The following is a 20757-nucleotide window of genomic DNA, read 5'->3' as shown; positions in this document are numbered from 1 at the left end:
TAACACAATCTTCGCCCGCCGGAAAAGCAGCACGATTCATGGGTCGAACGCATTACAACCCAGCTGCTGGCGGCCTGCAGGGAATGGAATAGATTACTGAAGGCACGTCCGGTCACCACAGTGCCCAATCAGGTGGCCATTACCAGCACGATTGTCTGGACGTTTATTCAGTCGATGATCCCGCACGTTGTTAACGCAGAGGATTTTAGAGAGATTCAGGCGGTTGTCGAATCATTCGAATCACAGGCGGTCTTTAGAAAATATCCGTTCAAGTAAGTAACTAGCCCGGTCAGCGCAGCGCTGCCGGGCAAGTCAGCAGCTATATCTGATAATCAATCGCCACTTCTTCCGGCTCCATGACCTGACGTTTAATCTCATCCACCGACAGCCCGGCATTGCACAGCTCGATAAAGCGCCACACATAGTTGCGCTGCAGCTGTCCGCGCTTCAGGCCAAGCCATACGGTGTTGGCGTCAAACAGGTGACGCGTGTCAAGACGCACCAGGTTACCGTCTTCGCGTTCTCCGCTGGACTGTTCCGCCACCAGCCCAATGCCCAGCCCCAGCTCGACGTAGGTTTTGATCACGTCAGAATCCTGCGCGCTCAGCACGATGTCCGGCGTTAATCCTTTACGGTTGAAGGCTTCATCAATACGCGAGCGTCCGGTGATCCCCTGGCGGTAGGTAATGAGCGGCCATTTCGCAACGTCTTCCAGCGTCAGGGGAGAGACCTGATTCAGCGGATGATCGACCGGGAGTAACAAGCTGTGGTACCAGCGGAACCAGGGGAACGCCACCAGCAGCGGGTCGTTGCTCAGGCGTTCGCTGGCGATACCGATATCCGCCCCACCGTTTTGCAGCAGCACTTCAATTTCCTGCGGCGTGCCCTGGATAAGCTCCAGACGGACGTCTGGGAAAAGTTCGCGGAACGCTTTGATCACCGGCGGCAGGCTGTAGCGCGCCTGGGTGTGGGTGGTGGCGATGGTGAGCACGCCCGAAGCGTCATTGGTGAAGAGATCCGCCAGACGACGCACGTTGCTGGCCTCGTTGAGGATCCGCTCTGCGATGGTGAGCAAAGCCTTACCCGGCTCCGTCATGCCGAGCAGTCGCTTGCCGCGACGGATAAAGATCTCTATGCCCAGTTCCTCTTCCAGCTCGCGGATATGGCGGCTGACGCCGGACTGAGAGGTATAAAGCATATTGGCGACCTCGGTCAGGTTGTAATCCCGCCTGGCCGCCTCACGGATAATTTTAAGTTGCTGGAAATTCACGATTCACTCCGGCGCATCTGACATAGCTCTATTGTTAGAGTCTGTCGCGCTGCAGAACAAATAATAAAAACCAGCATCTTATGCTTTTATGGAATATCAGCTCACGAGCTGGAGTTCACGGTTCTCAAGCGACGGCTTGCTGACCAGCGACATCAAAATTTCTTTTACCGCCTGCGCCTGCGGCGACAGCGAACCGCGAGCAGACATGTTCAGCGACAGCGGCAGGCTCATGGAAGGCGTGGTGATCCGCGCCATCCAGCCGTTTGCCGCGCTGCACAGCGAGCGGGCTGCGGATTCCGGCAGCACGGTCACCCCCATCCCGCTGGCAATGGCCGCGGTGAGCGTGGAGATTGAGTCAATTTCACCGATGATTTTGGCCGTCAGGCGGCGCAGGGAGAACGCTTCGTCCACGCGCACGCGCACGGCGCTGTAGTCGCGCGGCAGATAGAGGTTCATCTCTGCCACGGCGGTAAGGTCTACGCTCTGACCCGGACAGTCGCGGGTGCCCACGAGGTAGAGATCTTCTTTCAGCAGCGGCTGGCTGGTGATCCCGGCGACCGGGGAGCGATCGTAAAGAACCGCCATATCTAACTGGCCGTTGAGCAGTTTTTCATTCAATACGGAACCGCTGTTTTCGTGCAGATAGACCAGAACTTCAGGCAGCTCGGCGCGGACGGCCTGCAGCAGCGGCATGGTAATAGAGGACGCAGCCGTTCCCGGTGCCAGGCCGATTGAAACGTGCCCGCTCAGCGTCTGGCCTACGTTGTTCACCGCCAGCTGCGCCTGTTCACACTGGCGAAGAATGGTGCGCGCGTGGGTATAGAGGATTTTGCCTGCTTCCGTTGGCGTAACGCCGCGTTTGGTACGAATCAGTAGCTGCTGATCCATCTCGCCTTCCAGAGTAGCCACCTGCTGGCTCAGCGCAGGCTGTGCGATATGCAGCACTTCTGCCGCTTGAGTCAGGCTGCCGATATCGACGATTTTTACGAAGTATTTCAGTCGTCTTAAGTTCATTTTGCCCCCTGTTCGAAATGCTGTGCCGGAACCGGCTGTCGTTGTTGAACAGGTTTTGCAATATGAATGCCACTTTTACCAGGCGGTCTGAATTGGGCGCTAAACGCCTGAAAATAAGGAAACCTAATCATGGAGGGGGGTTTTATTACCGAAACAGCAGTTTATGATCTGCCCCATTAGGGGTATACCCGCACCATGACGGTGCATTCCGCTGCCAAAAACATCACTTTGCCGATTTTGTCAGCAAACGATCAAAAGGCGTTGATCCACCCTTTGACAAGGCGAACGCAGGTCGATAATATGCGCCCCGTTCACACGATTCCTCTGTAGTTCAGTCGGTAGAACGGCGGACTGTTAATCCGTATGTCACTGGTTCGAGTCCAGTCAGAGGAGCCAAATTTGAAAAGCCTGCTTTAAAAGCAGGCTTTTTGCTTTTCTGCGCAAGTTAAATGCAAAACGGCAACCGAGTTGCCGTTTTTAGTGTGTGCTCCCTCTCCCGTGGGAGAGGGTTGGGGTGAGGGCACCAGCCCGCACTATGCCTTTACATGCCAAGCTTCACCGGCATCCCGGACCGCCGTTCCAGTTCGGCTCCTGCCCCCTCGTTTATCAGCTGCGTCCGCTGCGCGGCGGAGATGGGCAGCGGCACTTTCCGGGTCGATTCAAATTCCGCGCGGTTGCGTGATAATGGCTCGTGAACTTCCACCCAGCGGCTGCCGTCCGGCTCGGTGGTGACTTTAACCGGCCTGTCGATAAGCTGCACGCGGGTTCCTACGGGAACGTTATCGAAAAGGTATTTGATGTCGTTATTGCGCAGACGGATACAGCCCTGGCTCACCCGCAGCCCGATGCCGAAATTCGAGTTTGTGCCGTGAATGGCATACAGCCTGCCAATATAAATCGCATACAGGCCCATCGGGTTATCCGGCCCGGCGGGTACGAATGCCGGAAGCGTTTTCCCTTCTGCCGCATAGGCACGACGCGTGTTCGGCGTCGGAGACCAGGTTGGTCCCTCCTGCTTACGCTCAACGGCCGTCACCCAGTTACGCGGAGTTTCGCGTCCGGCCTGACCGATGCCGATGGGCAGAACTTCAACGGTATTACCGCCAGGCGGATAATAGTAGAGACGCATTTCCGCAGCATTCACGATAATGCCCTCGCGGACGGTGTCGGGCAAAATCAGCTGCTGAGGGATCGTCAGCCGGGTGCCGGATTTAGGCAAAAAAGGATCTACGCCCGGGTTCGCTTCCAGCAGATTGCTCAGCCCCTGCCCGTACTGCGCGGCAAAGGCTTCCAGAGGCAGCGTGTTACCTTCAGGAACGGTGATGATAATCGGGGTTCCCACCAGACGACTGCCTTCCGGCGGTAGGGTATAGGTTACGGCAAACGCGCCGGGTATAGCGGCACACAGCGCAAGGACGAACCAGGTAAGTCGCATCATAATTTCCTGTGCTCAAAAAAGAGAAAGCCCGGGCTCAGGCAGGCTTTCTCAGTTTACGCTATTACGCTTCGGTTTTGCGCCACCTGCGCGTCAGCACTTTCTCCGCCTCGACAATAAGGAACATCACAAAACCAATCAGCAAGGTGATGACCCAGTAGCGGAACGGCAGCGCTTCGGTGCCAAACAGCATCTGCATGAACGGTGCGTAAATGATAAGAAGCTGTAGCGCCAGCAGTACGCCGCTCACGATCCAAATCCCTTTATTCGCCAGCAGGCCTTTGCTCAGCGAAAAGCCATCATTAACGCGGCAGTTAAGCATGTAGAACCACTGCGCGGTCACCAGGGTTTGCAGCAGCACGGTGCGGATAAATTCCGCCGAATAGCCGCGCGGCTGTAGCCACGCTTCCAGCACGAAGGCGCTAATGGCAATCATCAGACCGACAAACACCACGCGCCAGATGGCATAGCCATCCATCACATGCAGATTCGCCTTACGCGGTGGGCGGTTCATGATGTCCTTCTCACCCGCTTCAAACGCCAGGCCAAACGACAGCGTTGCCGACGTCGCCATGTTCATCCACAGGATCAGGACCGGGGTCAGCGGGATCAGGTTTCCCGCCAGCAGCGCGATGATGATCAGCAGGGCCTGCGCGATGTTGCTCGGGATAACGAACAGAATCGTTTTTTTCAGGTTATCGTAAACCCGACGACCCTCGTGCACCGCACTGGCAATGGTGGCAAAGTTGTCATCCGTTAACACCATGTCGGCGGCCTCCTTGGTGACTTCCGTCCCCTTAATCCCCATAGCGATACCCACATCTGCACGCTTGAGCGCCGGGGCGTCATTTACGCCATCCCCGGTCATGCCCACCACTTCCTGTTTACTTTGCAGGGCCTGCACGAGGCGGAATTTATCCTCCGGGCTGGTTCGGGCGAAAATATCGTACTGCTGCGCGGCGTCGCTCAGCTGACGATCGTCCATCGCCTCCAGCTCGCGTCCGGTGATAGCGCTTGCGGCGTTACCAATCCCCAACATTTGCCCAATGCTCATGGCCGTTTGCGGGTGGTCGCCGGTGATCATTTTCACGCGGATCCCGGCCTGCAGACAGTCGGCAATCGCGGTTATGGCCTCCGGACGCGGCGGATCCATCATCCCTGCAATACCCAGCAGGATCACGCCATCATGGAGGTCCGGGTGATCCAGCTCGCGCTGTCCCTCGCGGGCAGGTTTCCAGGCCGCAGCCACCATACGCAACCCTTCCCGGGCATACTCTTCAATCTTTCCTTCCCAGTAAGGCTGATCGAAAGGCTGCAGTCCGTCATTCGTCTGCTGGTACTGGCAGAGGCGGAACAGGACGTCCGGCGCGCCGGTGATTAAAATCGCCTCTTCTTCGCCCAGCCGGTACAGGGTGGACATGTATTTATACTGCGAATCAAACGGGATTTTGCTGCGCATTTCGGTATCAAGCGGTGGAAGCGGAATTTTCGCCGCCAGCACCTTCAGCGCGCCCTCGGTCGGACCGCCGGTGATTTTCCACAGCCCCTGCTCGTCTTTGATCAGTTGGCTGTCATTGCAGAGGTCGATTGTTCGCAGGTAGCGTTCCAGCAGGGAACCCTGCGTCACGCTGACGGGCGTCGGGTCATCTACGGGGTGAATATTCCCCACCGGTTCGTAGCTGTCGCCCTCCACGCGATAGGTCGTGTCAGCGGTAATCACCGCTTTGACCGTCATTTCATTCATCGTCAGGGTGCCGGTTTTATCCGAGCAGATGACCGTCATCGCGCCCAGCGTTTCCACCGTAGGCAGCTTGCGAATGATGGCCTTGCGTCGCGCCATGGCCTGTACGCCAAGCGAAAGGATGATGGAAATGATGGCCGGCAGGCCTTCCGGCACGGCGGCAACGGCGAGGCTGATAAGCGACAGCACCAGTTCAGAAACCGGCATATCCCGGAACAGGAGGCTAAAGACAAACAGCGCCACCATCATCACCAGGATAGTAATAAAGATGGTTTTACCGAGCTTATCCATCTGCACCATCAGCGGCGTGCGGTGCTTTTCAATGTCGGACATCATCTGATTGATGTGGCCAAGCTCGGTCTCGCCCCCGGTTGCCACCACCACGCCTTTACCGCCGCCGGAGCTAACGGTGGTGCCTGAGTAGAGCAGATTATACCGGTCACCTAACGGCAGTTCCCCGCTTAACGCATCGCTGTTTTTCTCAACAACGGTGGATTCGCCGGTCAGGATGGCCTCCTCCACGCGAAGGTTATGCGCTTCAATGACGCGCAGGTCCGCAGGGATACGATCCCCGGCACGGATCACCACGATATCTCCCGGCACCAGCGCCGTGGTGGGGATCGTTTCATGATTCCCCTGTCGTACCACCACGGCTTCGCTGGAGAGCATATTGCGAATACTCTGCAACGATTTTTCAGCATTGCTCTCCTGGATATGGCCAATCAGCGCGTTAATGATGGCAACCCCAAGGATCACAAACATGTCTACCCAGTGGCCCATAAAGAGCTTAAGCAACGCGGCCACCAGCAGAACGTAAATTAATACATCGTTAAAATGCGCCAGGAAGCGCAGCCAGGCGGGTTTGCCCTTTTTTTGCGGCAACGCATTCTCACCATGCTGCTGAAGTCGGGCTGATGCCTCAGTGCCGCTAAGTCCTTCCAGAGTGGAGTGGATATTCGACAGGGTTTCGTCAACGGTTTGTTGATAATACGGACGTTCAGGTTTTCCTGTTTTCATCGTTCCTTCCTCAGGTTCTATTCAGAAATCACCTTGCTTTCATGTAATTAACGAATAACGAAAACAGGAACATGGGCGTAACGGACAATACTTGCCGCCTCCGAACCTAACAAATGGGTTTGAATATTGGGATTTCGAGAGCCGACAATAATCGCGCCAGCAGCAAGTTCATCCGCCAGCTTAATAACCTCATCACGAACATTTCCGCTACGAACATGGAGATGAACACGATCTTCCGGCAGATTCAATTTTTTGACCAGGTCAGACAGTTTTTCTTTCGAATTATTAATCATATATTCATCCATCTTGCGCGCATCTGAAATAAAACCGCGCGTCAGTTCGGCTGAAAATTTGGGCATGACGTGCAGCAAATGAATGTCACCCGATGCGCTTTGCGCCAGAAACTGTGCATGCTGCAACGCTTTATCCGCCAGGCTTGTCTCGTAGACATCCACCGGAACGAGAATGTTTTTATACATATCGAGCATCCTTTTTATAACCAACACGAGAGTGAATGAAGCAAAAAAACGCATTAAATGCAGGGGGTTGCCCTTAATGCCAGTTACGGTAAAAAGAGATGGATGATATTAAACGTAGCACAGGAATATCAGGTTTAGCGCTTGCCCACTGATAATGGTTATTTAACATTTATCTTTTCGCAGGCTATGCTCATAGTCAGCCACCGCTTCCGGCTCATGGAGGAATTTATGTATGGTTTAAGCCTGATCCGCCTGGGTATGTTTATCGCGCTTGCTATTATCGCCAGCACGGCGATTGGTTTATTTACCTATATGGTCGTCACTGTTCTGGCTGAATAGTGTCACCCCTGTCCAGGTTATGGAATAAATAAAACAGTTATTTATTAGGGGAATACAGTGAACCGCTACCTCTCTCTTTTACCGTTCGTTTTGTTAACGCTCACGGCGTGCGACCCGAAACCCAAGCAAGCGTCCCCCCTGCCCAGGATGGTAAAAGTGGCGGAGGTGACGGTTCCCGGTCACGCCCAGCAGCGCGTTTTCCCCGCCCGCATTGAATCGGGCGATGCCACAGACCTTTCCTTCAAGCGCGCAGGCCAAATTGAAGCGCTCGATGTACGTCAGGGCGCAGCCGTTAAACAGGGGCAACAGCTTGCCAGACTGAACGCCCGTGAAGCCCAGCAGCGGGTTAACGACAGACAAACGGCGGCGACGCTGGCCCAGAGGCAGTTCGATCGCTTCCAGACGCTGGCGGGCCGCCAGGCGATTTCCAAAGCAGAAATGGACGTGCAGCGCGCGAACCGCGATTCGGCGAATGCGGCGCTGCAGATTGCCCGAGAAGAGCTGAATCAGATGACGCTCGTCGCCCCCTTCAGCGGGACGGTGGCCAGCGTACATGTCCGAAACCATCAGGTGGTGTCAGCCGGTCAGCCCATCGCGACGTTAACCCGCACCGACCTGCTGGACGTTGTGTTTAGTATTCCTGAGAACCTTTTTAAGACCTTTGATATTCGCAACGCGCAGTATCGCCCCGTGGTGAGAATTAACGCCATTCCGGATCGGGAATTTACCGCCGTCTACAAAGAGCACTCGGGCAGCAGCGACAGCAATACCCTGACCTGGCAGGTGATACTGACCATGCCGCGACCAGATGATTTTCCCGCCGTCGGTGGCGTAAGCGGTACGGTGACCATCAATTTAACCAACCTCCCTGCTGGCGCAGGCGCTCAGGCGCTGGTCGTACCGGTTGAAGCCGTCTTTAACCCGGACAACAGCCCGCGCAATGAGCCGCACGTCTGGGTCGTGGCAGGAGAAGGCGACGCGCTCCATCTTGAAGACCGCAAGGTCAGCGTAGGTCAAGTGAGTAGCGAAGGCGTAACGATCGTCAGCGGACTTAAAGCGGGCGAACGCGTGGTTGCCGCAGGCGTTGGGGAACTCCATGCTAACCAGCCGGTGCGTATCTGGACGCGTGAACGGGGACTGTAATGGAGATTTCTCGTCAATTTATTAATAACCCCGTACGCGTCTGGCTAACGATTCTGCTGCTGGGCATCGGGGGTATTTTCGCCCTGTTAAATATCGGCAGGCTGGAAGATCCCGCCTTTACCATCAAAACCGCAGTGGTGGTCACCCACTCCCCCGGCGCATCCGCTCAGCAGGTTGAAGAAGAGGTGACGCTTCCGCTGGAGAATGCCCTTCAGCAGCTGCCTTACCTGGACAACGTGAGCTCTATCTCTTCAAACGGTCTGTCGCAAATCACCGTTAACATCGCGTCACGCTATCACTCGAACGAACTGCCGCAGATTTGGGATGAACTGCGCCGTCGCGTGGGCGACGCCTCGCGTCAGTTCCCGCCCGGCGTCGTCACGCCCTTTGTAAATGACGATTTCGGCGACGTATTCGGCTTCTTCTTCGCCATTTCCGGGGATGAATTCAGTAATCCTGAACTGGTGAGATATGCGGAGCAACTGCGCCGCGAGTTAATTCTGGTTCCCGGGGTTGCGAAGGTCGCCATCGGCGGGGCCATTAGCCAGCAGGTCAACATCGATATCTCTCTGACCAAAATGGCCGCGCGCGGCATTACGCTGAACCAGCTTTCCGCTCTGCTCAGCAGACTTAACGTCGTTTCCAGCGCCGGAGAAATCACTTCCGGCAGCGAATCCATTCGTCTGCACCCGACCGGCGAATTCGAGAATCTTGATGAACTGGCGGATCTCATCATCACGCCTTCCGGCACCGGGGCGGCGACGCGTCTGCGGGACATCGCCACGCTGTCGCGCGGGCTAAACGAATCGCCGGCCAGTATCTACCATGCCAACGGCAAAAAAGCCGTCACCATGGGCGTCTCGTTTATTCCCGGCGTGAATGTGATCGACGTGGGCCACGCGCTGGAGGCGAAGCTAAACCAGATGTCGGCGGAAAAACCGGCAGGCATACAGATAGACCTGTTTTACGATCAGGCAGCCGAAGTGGGCCACTCTGTTAACGGTTTTATTATTAACTTCCTGATGGCGCTGGCGATCGTCATCGGCGTGCTGCTGATCTTTATGGGGGTGCGCAGCGGGATAATCATCGCGGTTTCTCTGGCCCTTAACGTGCTGGGTACGCTGCTGATTATGTATCTGTGTGGCATTGAGCTGCAGCGGATCTCGCTCGGGGCGCTGATTATTGCCCTCAGCATGCTGGTGGATAACGCCATCGTAATTGTTGAAGGGGTGTTGATTGCCCGGCAGCAGGGCTCACCGCTGTTAACCGCCGTTAATAATATCATCCGCCGCTCCGCCCTGCCGCTGCTGGGGGCGACGGTGATCGCCATCCTTGCGTTTGCGCCTATCGGGCTGTCGCAGGATTCCACCGGGGAATACTGTAAATCCCTTTTCCAGGTGCTTCTGATTTCCCTGATGCTGAGCTGGTTCTCGGCGCTCACCCTCACCCCGGTGCTGATTAAGTGGTGGTTGTTTAAAAACGACAGCGCGCCGGACAACGCCGACGAGTCAGATCCTTACGACAAACGTCTCTACCGCCTCTACCAGCGCCTGCTTAACACGCTGCTGCACCATAAGGCACCGACGCTGGTAGTGATGGCCGCCCTGCTGGCCGCGTCTGTCTGGGGGTTTGGCGCGGTGCGGCAAAACTTTTTCCCGTCGTCCAATACGCCGATTTTCTTTGTCGACCTGTGGTTACCCTACGGGACCGATATCAAATGGACCGAGAAAATGACCGGCGATATTGAGAAAACCATCACGGGCCAGCCCGGCGTGGAAACCACCGTCTCTACCATCGGTCAGGGGAGCATGCGCTTTATTCTGACCTACAGCGGACAGCGGCAGTACAGCAACTACGCGCAGATCATGGTGCGCATGGATGACCAGCGCAACATCTCCGCTCTGACGCGCTACGTGGATGAGTACATCGCGCGAAACTACCCGCAGGTCAACGCCAGCACGAAGCGGGTGATGTTTGGACCCTCCGGCGACAGCGCCATTGAAGTGCGTATTAAAGGCCCGGATCCTGACAGGCTGCGCCTGATTGCCAGCCAGGTGGACGATATTCTGGCGCGCGACCCGGCCACGGGGAGCGTCCGAAACGACTGGCAAAACCGCAGCAAGGTGATCCGTCCGCAGTACGTCGCCGCGCTGGGACGCGAGCTTGGCGTGGATAAGCAGGACGTCGACAACGCGCTGGAAATGAATTTCTCTGGCAGCCGGGCGGGGTTGTATCGGGAAGGCAGCGACCTGCTGCCCGTGGTGGTGAGGCCCCCGGAAAGTGAAAGGCTGGATGCCAGTCACCTGAACAACGTGCTGGTGTGGAGCCAGGCGCGGCAGCAGTATATCCCGCTGAGTAACGTCGTCAGCAGCTTCTCGCTGGAGTGGGAAGATCCGCTCATCCTTCGACGCGACCGCTCGCGGGTACTGACGGTTCAGACGGACCCGGACCCGCTGAGCCAGCAAACCTCCGGCGATATTCTCGCCCGCGTCAAGCCGCAAGTGGATGCCCTTCCCCTGCCACACGGCTACAGCATCGAGTGGGGAGGCGATGCGGAAAACTCCAGCGAAGCGCAGCAAGGGCTATTCACTACGCTGCCTCTCGGGTATCTGGTGATGTTTGTCATTACGGTGCTGATGTTCAGCTCTGTAAAAAATGCCGTCGCAATCTGGCTGACCGTACCGCTGGCGCTGATTGGCGTCACGCCAGGATTTTTAATTACCGGCATTCCCTTTGGCTTTATGGCGCTGATAGGTCTGCTGAGCCTGAGCGGAATGCTCATCCGCAACGGCATCGTGCTGGTTGAAGAGATTGAACAGCAGAAAATGCAAAAGGATCAGCACAGCGCGATCGTTTATGCCGCCACCTCGCGCCTGCGCCCTATCCTGCTCACCGCGTTCACTACCGTACTTGGCCTGGCTCCGCTGCTGCTGGATGTTTTCTTCCAGAGCATGGCCGTTGTGATTATGTTTGGACTGGGGTTTGCTACAATCCTGACGCTGCTGGTACTCCCCGTGATCTACGCGTGTTTCCATCGTAAGGACGAAGCCAAACAACAATGAATGCGACAGGGCTGAACATTATCAAGACGCTGGGCTGTATGACGGCGGTGACCTTCTTTACCATCTACAACACCTGGGATCATTATGATTATGACTATCACTGGATCCTGGGGTTTTTAACCTTTATCTCGACGATTGCCACACCGCTGTTTTTTGTGGTGTCGGGCTATCTCGACGGACAATCGCGGCACGGCACGCGCTGGCAGCTGGGTAAAATTAAAAGTCTGGTGATTGTTTTTCTGTTCTGGATAACGATCTACTACCTGTGGGAACCTTATCAGCGCGGGTATTTAATCCAGCCCTGGTTCGTGTTCGCCTTTGTCGTAATTTACACCTTCCACCCGGTGGTTGAGTGGCTTAGCCAGCGAAGAGCGCTGTTCAGCGGCGTAATTGCTGCCCTGCTGTTCTTTTCTTACGGCTACGATCTGCTATCGGCGCTTTATCCTGAAACGCACGTCCTTTCTCTTTCACCGCAGTATCGGCTGTGGACGTGGCTGCTGTTTTATCTGACGGGGCAACTTTTCTGCGACCCTAAAATCGCCGAGTGGATAAGCCGCAAAAATGTAGTCAGGGCGGCGGTTATCGCCATCCCGTTTATCTATCTTTTCACCTGGTTTTACGAGCGCCACTTCTTTTTTGCCCTGTTTAAGGCCGACAGAAACGCCTTTATTCTCACCGGCTCGCAGATCTACATCCTGATTATTGCCCTGGTGATTGCGGCGAACGGCGTGCGCTTTCGCCGCAATGCTGAGTTCAAGGAGTCCATTCTGGCCGCCATCAGCAAAACGATGACCGGCGTATATATTGTGCACTACTCGGTGTTTCATCTGCTGACGGCGCTGATACCGGTGACCTCTCTCGGAATGAAGCTGGCGCTGATTGTGCTTACGTTCGTCACCTCTGTTCTCTTCTCCATGCTGGTATTGTCTAACGCCGTGGCAAAAAAGGTGATCACCCTTTAAAAGCCTAAGCGCAGCCAGGCAAAAAGCACGTTGCCGTTGTTATAGGTTCCAGGAATATAGGTGAACTGGACGGTAACGCGCTTGTAGCCGGCAGAGAACAGCGGGAAGATAAACGGTAGCGGGACATAGTTTGCAAAATCATCTCGCGCCGTGATGCCCGCTGCAGCACCGAGCCCAAGGCGGAAATCTTTGGCATTATCCAGATACCAGCCCTTCTCCCAGCCATAGCCCATCGCGGGCTGCCATTCGTTGTGCGAGTCCTTGAACATCATCGCGAAAAGCGCGCTCCAGTTGCCCTCTTCGTTATAGCGGGAAACGCCCAGGCCACCGCCCCACGGCATTTCGTTGTACTTATCGGTTTTTTCTTTGTCGTACATAAAGCGAGCGTGCCAGCTCAGAAACGGCAGGTACAGATCGTAACGTTGAGGCTGCTCCCAGGTTTGCGAAATATCGTCCGTCAGCGCGTTCCACCAGCCGCTGATACGCTGTTCACCATAGACGTTGGGCTCCGCATGAAGCGGTGCGACGAATAAAAACAGAATCATCCAGAATGCCGAAAAGGTGCGTTGCATCGTTATTCCCTCAGCTTAACTCACGCGCGGTCACTATTACTGTAAACCATTCAGCCTTTAACGGAGCCAGAAGACACAATTATCTCGCTGCAGGCGAAGATGAAATTTATTTATTCAGCACCTTCAGGAAAGATAAAAACGTTTTCTCAGGCGTTTTGTCGCGGTAGTCTCATAGGTTCCGTTTATATGACGGCGCAATGTGAGTGACCTTTTCTTATACCAATAATTAAAAATTAGTACGGACAGGACAACTATGGACTCCACCCTCATCTCCGATCGTCCCAACGAGGAGACCCCTTCGCTCAATCGTGCCCGCCGCGCCGCACTCGGCAGCTTCGCGGGTGCCGTCGTCGACTGGTATGATTTTCTGCTTTACGGCATTACCGCCGCGCTGGTGTTTAATCGCGAATTCTTCCCCCAGGTCAGCCCTGCGATGGGCACGCTCGCCGCGTTTGCTACCTTCGGCGTTGGCTTTCTGTTTCGCCCGCTGGGGGGTGTGATCTTCGGCCACTTCGGCGACCGTCTCGGCCGCAAGCGCATGCTGATGCTCACCGTCTGGATGATGGGGATCGCCACCGCGCTGATTGGCATTCTCCCTTCGTTTTCCGCCATTGGCTGGTGGGCACCGCTGCTGCTGGTGACATTACGCGCTATTCAGGGCTTTGCCGTGGGCGGCGAATGGGGCGGCGCGGCGCTGCTATCCGTTGAGAGCGCGCCAAAAAATAAGAAAGCGTTTTACAGCAGCGGCGTGCAGGTCGGGTACGGCGTAGGGCTGTTGCTTTCCACAGGGCTGGTATCGCTCATCAGCCAGCTCACCACCGACGAGCAGTTCCTGAGCTGGGGCTGGCGCATTCCGTTCATCTTCAGCATCGTGCTGGTCATTGCCGCCCTGTGGATCCGTAACGGAATGGAGGAGTCGGCAGAGTTCGAAAAGCAGCAGGAAAAACCGGCCGCTAACAAAAGACTTCCTGTCATGGAAGCCCTTGTCCGGCACCCTGGCGCTTTTCTGAAAATTATCGCCCTGCGCCTGTGCGAGCTGCTGACGATGTATATCGTCACCGCCTTTGCCCTGAACTACTCGACGCAGAATCTCGGCCTGCCCCGTGAACTGTTCCTGAATATTGGCCTGCTGGTCGGCGGGATCAGCTGCCTGACTATCCCCTGCTTCGCCTGGCTGGCGGACAGGTTTGGTCGCCGTCGCGTTTACATCACCGGGGCGCTGATTGGGACCCTCAGCGCCTGGCCGTTCTTTATGGCGCTGGAGGCGCAGTCTGTTTTCTGGATTGTTTTCTTTGCCATCATGCTCGCTAACATCGCTCACGATATGGTGGTCTGCGTGCAGCAGCCGATGTTTACCGAGCTGTTCGGCGCCAGCTACCGCTACAGCGGCGCGGGCGTGGGCTACCAGGTCGCAAGCGTGGTTGGCGGCGGGTTTACGCCGTTTATTGCCGCTGCGCTGGTGACCTTCTCCGGCGGCAACTGGCACAGCGTGGCGATTTATCTTCTGGCCGGTTGCCTGCTGTCGGCGGCAACGGCGCTGCTGATGAAAGAGACGAGCCACCGCTGATCTCACTTTTGTTTCACAGGCGTGTGACATACTATCGGGTAGAGTCGCACACCTGTGGAACAAGGAGACAGAGATGAATAATAAGGGCTCCAGCCTGACCCCGGCTCAGGCGCTGGAAAAACTCGACGCGCTGTATGAACAGTCCGTCAACGCGCTGCGCAGCGCCATTAGCGAATATATCGAAACAGGGAAACTCCCCGACCAAAAGGCCAGAACCGAGGGCCTTTTTGTTTATCCATCGCTCTCTGTGACCTGGGACGGCAGCGCCAGCAGTAATCCCAAAACCCGCGCCTACGCCCGTTTTACCCACTCCGGCTGCTACAGCACCACCGTCACCCGCCCTGCGCTGTTCCGCCCGTATCTTGAAGAACAGCTTACGCTGTTGTATCAGGATTACGGCGCGCGCATTTCCGTTGAGCCCTCGCAGCATGAGATCCCTTATCCGTACGTGATTGACGGTTCGGCGTTAACCCTTGACCGCTCCATGAGCGCGGGGCTGACCCGCCACTTCCCGACCACCGAGCTTTCGCAGATTGGCGATGAAACGGCAGACGGGATTTATCACCCGGCCGAATTTTCTCCTCTGTCGCACTTTGACGCCCGCCGGGTCGATTTCTCCCTGGCGCGCCTGCGCCACTACACAGGTACACCAGTCGAACATTTCCAGCCGTTCGTGCTCTTTACCAACTACACCCGCTACGTTGACGAATTTGTCCGCTGGGGCTGCAGCCAGATCCTCGACCCCGAAAGCCCGTATATCGCGCTCTCCTGCGCGGGCGGGATCTGGATCACCGCGGAGACCGAAGCGCCCGAGCAGGCTATCTCCGATCTGGCGTGGAAAAAACACCAGATGCCCGCCTGGCACCTGATCACCGCCGACGGTCAGGGCATTACGCTGATCAACATCGGCGTCGGCCCGTCAAACGCCAAAACCATCTGCGACCATCTGGCGGTACTGCGCCCGGACGTGTGGCTGATGATTGGTCACTGCGGCGGCCTGCGCGAAAGCCAGCTGATTGGCGACTACGTGCTCGCCCACGCCTATCTGCGCGATGACCACGTGCTTGATGCGGTGCTGCCGCCGGATATTCCAATCCCGAGCATCGCCGAAGTGCAGCGTGCGCTGTACGACGCCACCAAAGAGGTCAGCGGCATGCCGGGAGAAGAAGTTAAGCAGCGGCTGCGCACCGGTACGGTCGTCACGACGGATGACCGCAACTGGGAGCTGCGTTACTCCGCATCGGCGCTGCGCTTCAACCTGAGCCGCGCGGTGGCGATCGATATGGAGAGCGCCACCATCGCCGCACAGGGCTATCGCTTCCGCGTTCCGTACGGCACGCTGCTGTGCGTCTCCGATAAGCCGCTGCACGGCGAAATTAAGCTGCCCGGCCAGGCCAACCGTTTCTACGAAGGGGCTATCTCAGAGCATCTGCAAATCGGCATTCGCGCTATCGACCTGCTTCGGGCGGAAGGTGACAGGCTCCATTCGCGCAAGCTGCGCACCTTCAACGAGCCGCCGTTCCGCTAATAACGATAAGGAAAAACAATGTCCAGCACATCACCGCTCTCTGCCCTGCGCCACTGGCTTGAGGCCAGCCATCTCGACGGGATGATCGTCCCGCGCGCGGATGCCTGGCAGAGCGAATACTGCGCGCCGTACGACGAAAAGCTGGCCTGGCTGACGGGCTTTGACGGCTCTGCCGGCGTCGCGCTGGTACTGAAGGATAAAGCGCTACTGTTCGTCGACGGGCGCTATCAGGTCCAGGCCCGCGTTCAGGTGAATCTGGACGAGATTGAAATCCGCCACCTGCACAACGAGCCGCTGGCTGAATGGCTGGCAGAAAACGTTGAGTCAGGCACGCGCATCGGTTTTGACCCGCTGTTGATGACCCACTCGGAGTTTGAGCAACTGTCCGCCACGCCTTGCGAGCTGGTCCCGCTGAAAGCCTCGCCGTTTGACACCTTATGGACCGATCGCCCTGCCGCGCCGGCGGGGCTTATCCGGAATATGCCGATTGAACACAGCGGCGAACGCAGCGCGGACAAACGCCAGCGCGTCGCTGCTATGCTGGCCGCGAACAATGCCGATTATCTCGCCGTTACGCTGCCGGATAATATCGCCTGGCTGTTAAACGTGCGTGGCGCGGATATCCCATACAGCCCGGTACCGCTCTCCTTTGCCCTTCTTGGACGTGACGGTCACGTTGAGTGGTTTGTTAACGACAACAAGCTCAGCGCCCTGCCTGACGATGTGCGCAATGCGTTTACCATTGCACCACAGAACGCCTTTGTCGAACGCTGCCAGCAGATTGCTGAAGGCAAACGGGTGATGGTTGATGCCGATTCCGCGCCGGTTGCTCTGCGCTTCGCCATTGAACCACGCGGAGAAATTGTCTGGCGGACGGACCCTATCACCCTGATGAAAGCCACTAAAAACCCGGTAGAACTGGCAGGCTATCGCGAGTGTCATTACCAGGACGGTGCCGCGTGGGTCAACTTCCTCGCCTGGCTGAGCCGCGAAGTGCCGCTTCGCGAGGCGGCAGGAGATCCGCTCACCGAGCTGGAAGTCCAGGCGCAGCAGCTGGCGTTCCGCAAACAGCAGCCGGGGTTCATCGAGCAAAGTTTTGCGACCATCTCCGCCTCTTCGAGCAATGCGGCGATGTGCCACTATCATTCGAGCGAGGCCAGCAATAAGCCCATCGGTCACAATCATTTTTACCTGAACGATTCCGGCGGTCAGTACGTTAATGGCACCACTGACGCCACGCGCACGCTGGCATGGGGTCAGGTCGACCCGGAGCAGCGCCTGCACTACACTGCCGTGCTGAGAGGCTTCCTGTCGCTCATTACCCTGCAGTTCCCTTCCGGGACTCAGGGACATCAGCTGGATGCATTTGCGCGTCGCCCGCTGTGGGAGATGGGGCTGGATTACGATCACGGTACGGGGCACGGCGTGGGGCACCAGCTGCTGATCCATGAGAACCCGCATCGCATCGCCAAAAAGGTTAACCCGTGGCCGCTGGTGGCGGGAAATATCATGACTATCGAGCCGGGCTACTATCTGGGCGATAGCCACGGTATCCGTATTGAAAACCAGGTGGAGATTGTGGAGAGCCGCCCGGGATTCTGCAAATTTGCCTCGCTGACGCTTATCCCGATCGACTTAAGTCAGGTTGAGCTGCATCTGTTGAACGAGCAGGAAAAACAGTGGCTGGATGCGTATCACCAGCAGGTCCGTGAGGCGCTGTCACCGCTGGTGAACAGCGATGCGCGTCCGTGGCTGGTAGAGGCGACGGCGCCGGTTCGCGTCAAACAGTAGTTCGGTTTGTTGCCCGGTGGCGCTGCGCTTGCCGGGCCTACAGTCCCGTAGATCGCGTAAGGCGAAGCCGCCACCCGACAATTTTACCCGGCGCAGAAAAGCAAAAAGCCTGCTTCAAAAGCAGGCTTTTTAAATTTGGCTCCTCTGACTGGACTCGAACCAGTGACATACGGATTAACAGTCCGCCGTTCTACCGACTGAACTACAGAGGAATCGTTGTGGAGGCTTATCTTAGCGGCGAAAAAAGTTTTGTCAAACCTGATCTTAGGGAAAATCGACCGATTGCTGATTCTGTCGTCAGTTTGTTGTAAATCCACACATCTTTTTCTGGAAAATACTTTGCAGGATTAGCATTTGTCCCCCATCATTTGAAATGGAGTTTCAACTTTTCTCGCTAAGGTCCATTTTGAACGTCACTGCCTCCTTACGCCAGGCGATAACGCGCACGCCATGGTATGCAAAACGTAAAAGCTATCGTGTCCTGTTCTGGCGTGAAATCACCCCTCTTGCTGTGCCTATCTTCCTGGAAAATACCTGCGTTCTGCTGATGGGGGTTCTGAGCACCTTTCTGGTGAGCTGGCTGGGTAAAGAGGCGATGGCTGGGGTTGGGCTGGCGGACAGCTTTAACATGGTGGTGATCTCGTTCTTTGCCGCCATAGACCTCGGGACGACGGTGGTGGTGGCCTTTAGCCTCGGCAAGCTGGATCCCAAACGTGCACGCGAGGCGGCCCGCCAGTCGCTGATGATCATGACCATTTTTTCGATCGTCCTGGCGGCGGTGATCCACTATTTTGGTAAAGAGATTATCGACTTTGTCGCCGGGGAGGCCACGAACGAGGTTAAAGACCTGGCGCTGACCTACCTGGAGATGACCGTCATAAGCTATCCGGCAGCGGCCATTGCCCTTATTGGCAGCGGCGCGCTGCGCGGGGCGGGCAACACCAAAATTCCGCTACTGATCAACGGCGGGATGAATATCCTCAATATCATTATCAGCAGCGTGCTGATCTACGGCGTGTTCTCGTGGGACGGGCTCGGCTTCGTCGGCGCCGGACTGGGTTTAACCATTTCACGCTATATCGGTGCGGCAGCCATCATCGGGGTACTGATGGCGGGGATCACCCCCTCGCTACGCCTTACGCTGAAAAGCTATTTCCGCCCCTTTAATTTCGCCATTATCTGGGAAGTGATGGGGATCGGTATTCCTGCGAGCATTGAGTCGGTGCTGTTTAACGGCGGGAAATTGCTGACGCAGGTGTTTGTCGCCGGGATGGGCACCGACGTGATCGCCGGTAACTTTATCGCTTTTTCCATCGCCTCGCTGATTAACCTGCCGGGTAACGCGCTGGGGTCGGCATCGACCATCATCACCGGTAAACGGCTCGGGAAAGGGCAGATAGGCCAGGCGGAGCGGCAGCTGCGGCATGTTTTCTGGCTGTCGACCATTGGACTGACGCTGATCGCCTGGGGAACTGCGCCCTTTGCCGGGCTGATGGCCTCGTTTTATACCCACGAAGACGACGTTAAAGAGGTCGTTAAGATCCTCATCTGGCTCAACGCGGCCTTTATGCCCATCTGGGCGGCCTCATGGGTATTGCCCGCCGGGCTGAAGGGGGCGCGCGACGCCCGCTTTGCGATGTGGGTTTCGATGCTCGGCATGTGGGGATGTCGCGTTGTGGCGGGGTATACGCTCGGGGTAATGCTCGGATGGGGAGTGGTCGGCGTCTGGCTGGGGATGTTCCTCGACTGGGCCGTACGTGGGGCGCTGTTCTACTGGCGGATGGTCAGCGGGCGCTGGCTGTGGAAATATCCGCGGAAAAATGCCTGACAATTGCGCGAAGTGGAGAATAATTCGGCAAACGATCGGAAATATGCATTCTGCCTTTGACATCCCGGCGGAGCATCGATAATATGCGCCCCGTTCACACGATTCCTCTGTAGTTCAGTCGGTAGAACGGCGGACTGTTAATCCGTATGTCACTGGTTCGAGTCCAGTCAGAGGAGCCAAATTTAAAAAGCCTGCTTTTAAAGCAGGCTTTTTGCTTTGCGGATGAGGGAAAATGAACGCTCTGTTTGTCTACGGCACGCTGCGCCCGGGCCATTCTAATGCGCATATTCTTGAGAACATCGGCGGCGAATGGCTGGCCGGTTCCGTATCCGGCACGTTTTACGAACGCGGCTGGGGTGCTGCGGCGGACTTCCCGGGGATTGTGCTCCACCCCGATGGTCCCCGCGTCGAAGGCTATCTGTTTATCTCTGATAACCTTGCCGCACACTGGCAAATGCTGGATGAGTTTGAAGACGGCTATGACCGGGTTGAGGTCGCAGTGACCACCTCTGAAGGCAAGCAGGTTCAGGCCTGGATTTATCAGCTGCAGCCGCGTTCTGAGTCATAAAAAAAAGGCTCTCTGTCACCAGAGAGCCTTTTTCACGATTCGCTGCGATTACTCGCTTTTTGCTTCGCCGTTTTTGATTTCGCCCATCACTTTCAGCTTCTTGGAGATGTCGCGACGCTCTTTGGACAGCTCTGCGTTTTTGATGATGTAGTCATCAACGCGGTCTTCATAGTCGCTCTTCATGCTGGCGATGATGCCCTGAATAGCTTCAACGCTCATGCCTGGCTTGATGTAGTCGCTCAGGTTGTCGAGCAGCAGAACACGTTTCTGGTTGTCACGGATCTTCTTCTCAACGTCCTGGATTTCACGCTGCAGTTTGTTTTTGCGGCGGAACAGGCGGACGAATTCCAGAACATCCTGGAACGAAGGCTTGGTAGTTTCCATTTTTACACCCCTGATAATGTGAGATTCGGATTCGTTAAAGCAACCGTTGTAACAATA

15 protein-coding genes, 3 tRNA genes and 1 pseudogene are annotated in these 20757 nt (G+C 56.4%); 11 read left to right on the top strand and 8 right to left on the bottom strand.

The features are described from left to right. Window positions 1–3: 3 nt before the first annotated feature. Window positions 4–276: pseudogene (locus ACWYRJ_RS12350) on the top strand (glutathione S-transferase); the annotation flags it as partial. Window positions 277–319: 43 nt separating this feature from the next. Here the strand turns inward: ACWYRJ_RS12350 and cbl are convergent. Together cbl and nac are read right to left on the bottom strand one after the other, a co-directional pair. Continuing rightward, window positions 320–1270 carry an HTH-type transcriptional regulator Cbl gene (gene cbl / locus ACWYRJ_RS12345; RefSeq protein ID WP_111966052.1) on the bottom strand — a complete coding sequence of 317 codons (951 nt, stop codon included), beginning with the start codon at window positions 1268–1270 and terminating at the stop codon, window positions 320–322. Window positions 1271–1366: 96 nt separating this feature from the next. Further along, on the bottom strand, window positions 1367–2284 hold the full coding sequence (nac, locus tag ACWYRJ_RS12340) for a nitrogen assimilation transcriptional regulator NAC (protein WP_111966053.1): 918 nt from the start codon (window positions 2282–2284) through the stop codon (window positions 1367–1369). A gap of 320 nt (window positions 2285–2604) precedes the next feature. Between nac and ACWYRJ_RS12335 the strand changes: the two genes are divergently transcribed. After that, a tRNA-Asn gene (locus tag ACWYRJ_RS12335) sits at window positions 2605–2680 on the top strand. Window positions 2681–2825: 145 nt separating this feature from the next. On the opposite strand, the gene ldtA is transcribed toward ACWYRJ_RS12335, so the two are convergent. From ldtA to ACWYRJ_RS12320, 3 genes are all read right to left on the bottom strand, one after another. Further along, a complete protein-coding gene (gene ldtA / locus ACWYRJ_RS12330; RefSeq protein WP_115875759.1) occupies window positions 2826–3722 on the bottom strand; it encodes a L,D-transpeptidase in 897 nt (298 codons plus the stop codon). Between the two features lie 61 nt (window positions 3723–3783). After that, the gene (locus tag ACWYRJ_RS12325) at window positions 3784–6477 is read right to left on the bottom strand and encodes a cation-transporting P-type ATPase (RefSeq protein ID WP_133294747.1); all 2694 of its coding nucleotides are present in this window, start codon (window positions 6475–6477) and stop codon (window positions 3784–3786) included. 47 nt (window positions 6478–6524) lie between these two features. Next, entirely contained in the window at window positions 6525–6956 is a 432-nt protein-coding gene (locus tag ACWYRJ_RS12320) for a universal stress protein (RefSeq protein WP_111966056.1), read from the bottom strand. Window positions 6957–7352: 396 nt separating this feature from the next. Here ACWYRJ_RS12320 and ACWYRJ_RS12315 point away from each other — a divergent pair, with 396 nt between their 5' ends. The 3 genes from ACWYRJ_RS12315 to ACWYRJ_RS12305 are packed head-to-tail and all read left to right on the top strand — an operon-like array spanning window position 7353 to window position 12462. Beyond that, on the top strand, window positions 7353–8438 hold the full coding sequence (locus ACWYRJ_RS12315; RefSeq protein WP_455507970.1) for an efflux RND transporter periplasmic adaptor subunit: 1086 nt from the start codon (window positions 7353–7355) through the stop codon (window positions 8436–8438). Further along, the gene (locus ACWYRJ_RS12310) at window positions 8438–11500 is read left to right on the top strand and encodes an efflux RND transporter permease subunit (protein WP_455507969.1); all 3063 of its coding nucleotides are present in this window, start codon (window positions 8438–8440) and stop codon (window positions 11498–11500) included. Before ACWYRJ_RS12315 ends, ACWYRJ_RS12310 begins: the two co-directional genes overlap by 1 nt. After that, window positions 11497–12462, top strand: a complete 966-nt coding sequence (locus ACWYRJ_RS12305) for an acyltransferase (protein ID WP_133294749.1) — start codon at window positions 11497–11499, stop codon at window positions 12460–12462. Before ACWYRJ_RS12310 ends, ACWYRJ_RS12305 begins: the two co-directional genes overlap by 4 nt. Here ACWYRJ_RS12305 and pagP read toward each other — a convergent pair. Further along, window positions 12459–13034, bottom strand: a complete 576-nt coding sequence (gene pagP / locus ACWYRJ_RS12300; RefSeq protein ID WP_045403108.1) for a lipid IV(A) palmitoyltransferase PagP — start codon at window positions 13032–13034, stop codon at window positions 12459–12461. The two genes, ACWYRJ_RS12305 and pagP, sit on opposite strands and share 4 nt — an antisense overlap. Window positions 13035–13287: 253 nt before the next feature. Here pagP and shiA point away from each other — a divergent pair, with 253 nt between their 5' ends. The 3 genes from shiA (at window position 13288) to ACWYRJ_RS12285 (ending at window position 17920) form a co-directional block, all read left to right on the top strand. After that, window positions 13288–14601 carry a shikimate transporter gene (gene shiA / locus ACWYRJ_RS12295; protein WP_455507968.1) on the top strand — a complete coding sequence of 438 codons (1314 nt, stop codon included), beginning with the start codon at window positions 13288–13290 and terminating at the stop codon, window positions 14599–14601. A gap of 73 nt (window positions 14602–14674) precedes the next feature. Then, window positions 14675–16129: an AMP nucleosidase gene (locus ACWYRJ_RS12290; protein ID WP_455507967.1), complete on the top strand. Its 1455-nt coding sequence runs from the start codon at window positions 14675–14677 to the stop codon at window positions 16127–16129. An 18-nt stretch (window positions 16130–16147) separates the two neighbouring features. After that, window positions 16148–17920, top strand: coding sequence for an aminopeptidase P family protein (locus ACWYRJ_RS12285; protein WP_455507966.1), 1773 nt, complete (start codon window positions 16148–16150; stop codon window positions 17918–17920). 136 nt (window positions 17921–18056) lie between these two features. Here ACWYRJ_RS12285 and ACWYRJ_RS12280 read toward each other — a convergent pair. Then, a tRNA-Asn gene (locus ACWYRJ_RS12280) sits at window positions 18057–18132 on the bottom strand. Window positions 18133–18293: 161 nt separating this feature from the next. Between ACWYRJ_RS12280 and emmdR the strand changes: the two genes are divergently transcribed. The 3 genes from emmdR (at window position 18294) to ACWYRJ_RS12265 (ending at window position 20316) form a co-directional block, all read left to right on the top strand. After that, on the top strand, window positions 18294–19748 hold the full coding sequence (gene emmdR / locus ACWYRJ_RS12275; RefSeq protein ID WP_455507965.1) for a multidrug efflux MATE transporter EmmdR: 1455 nt from the start codon (window positions 18294–18296) through the stop codon (window positions 19746–19748). Between the two features lie 103 nt (window positions 19749–19851). Beyond that, window positions 19852–19927 (top strand) — tRNA-Asn (locus ACWYRJ_RS12270). 53 nt (window positions 19928–19980) lie between these two features. Next, the gene (locus tag ACWYRJ_RS12265; RefSeq protein WP_455507964.1) at window positions 19981–20316 is read left to right on the top strand and encodes a gamma-glutamylcyclotransferase family protein; all 336 of its coding nucleotides are present in this window, start codon (window positions 19981–19983) and stop codon (window positions 20314–20316) included. 48 nt (window positions 20317–20364) lie between these two features. Here the strand turns inward: ACWYRJ_RS12265 and ACWYRJ_RS12260 are convergent, their stop codons facing one another. After that, on the bottom strand, window positions 20365–20700 hold the full coding sequence (locus ACWYRJ_RS12260; RefSeq protein ID WP_008499467.1) for a DUF496 family protein: 336 nt from the start codon (window positions 20698–20700) through the stop codon (window positions 20365–20367). Window positions 20701–20757: the final 57 nt, after the last annotated feature.

The organism is Enterobacter sp. (assembly GCF_977039595.1).
This window is presented reverse-complemented; position numbering and strand designations above follow the sequence as displayed.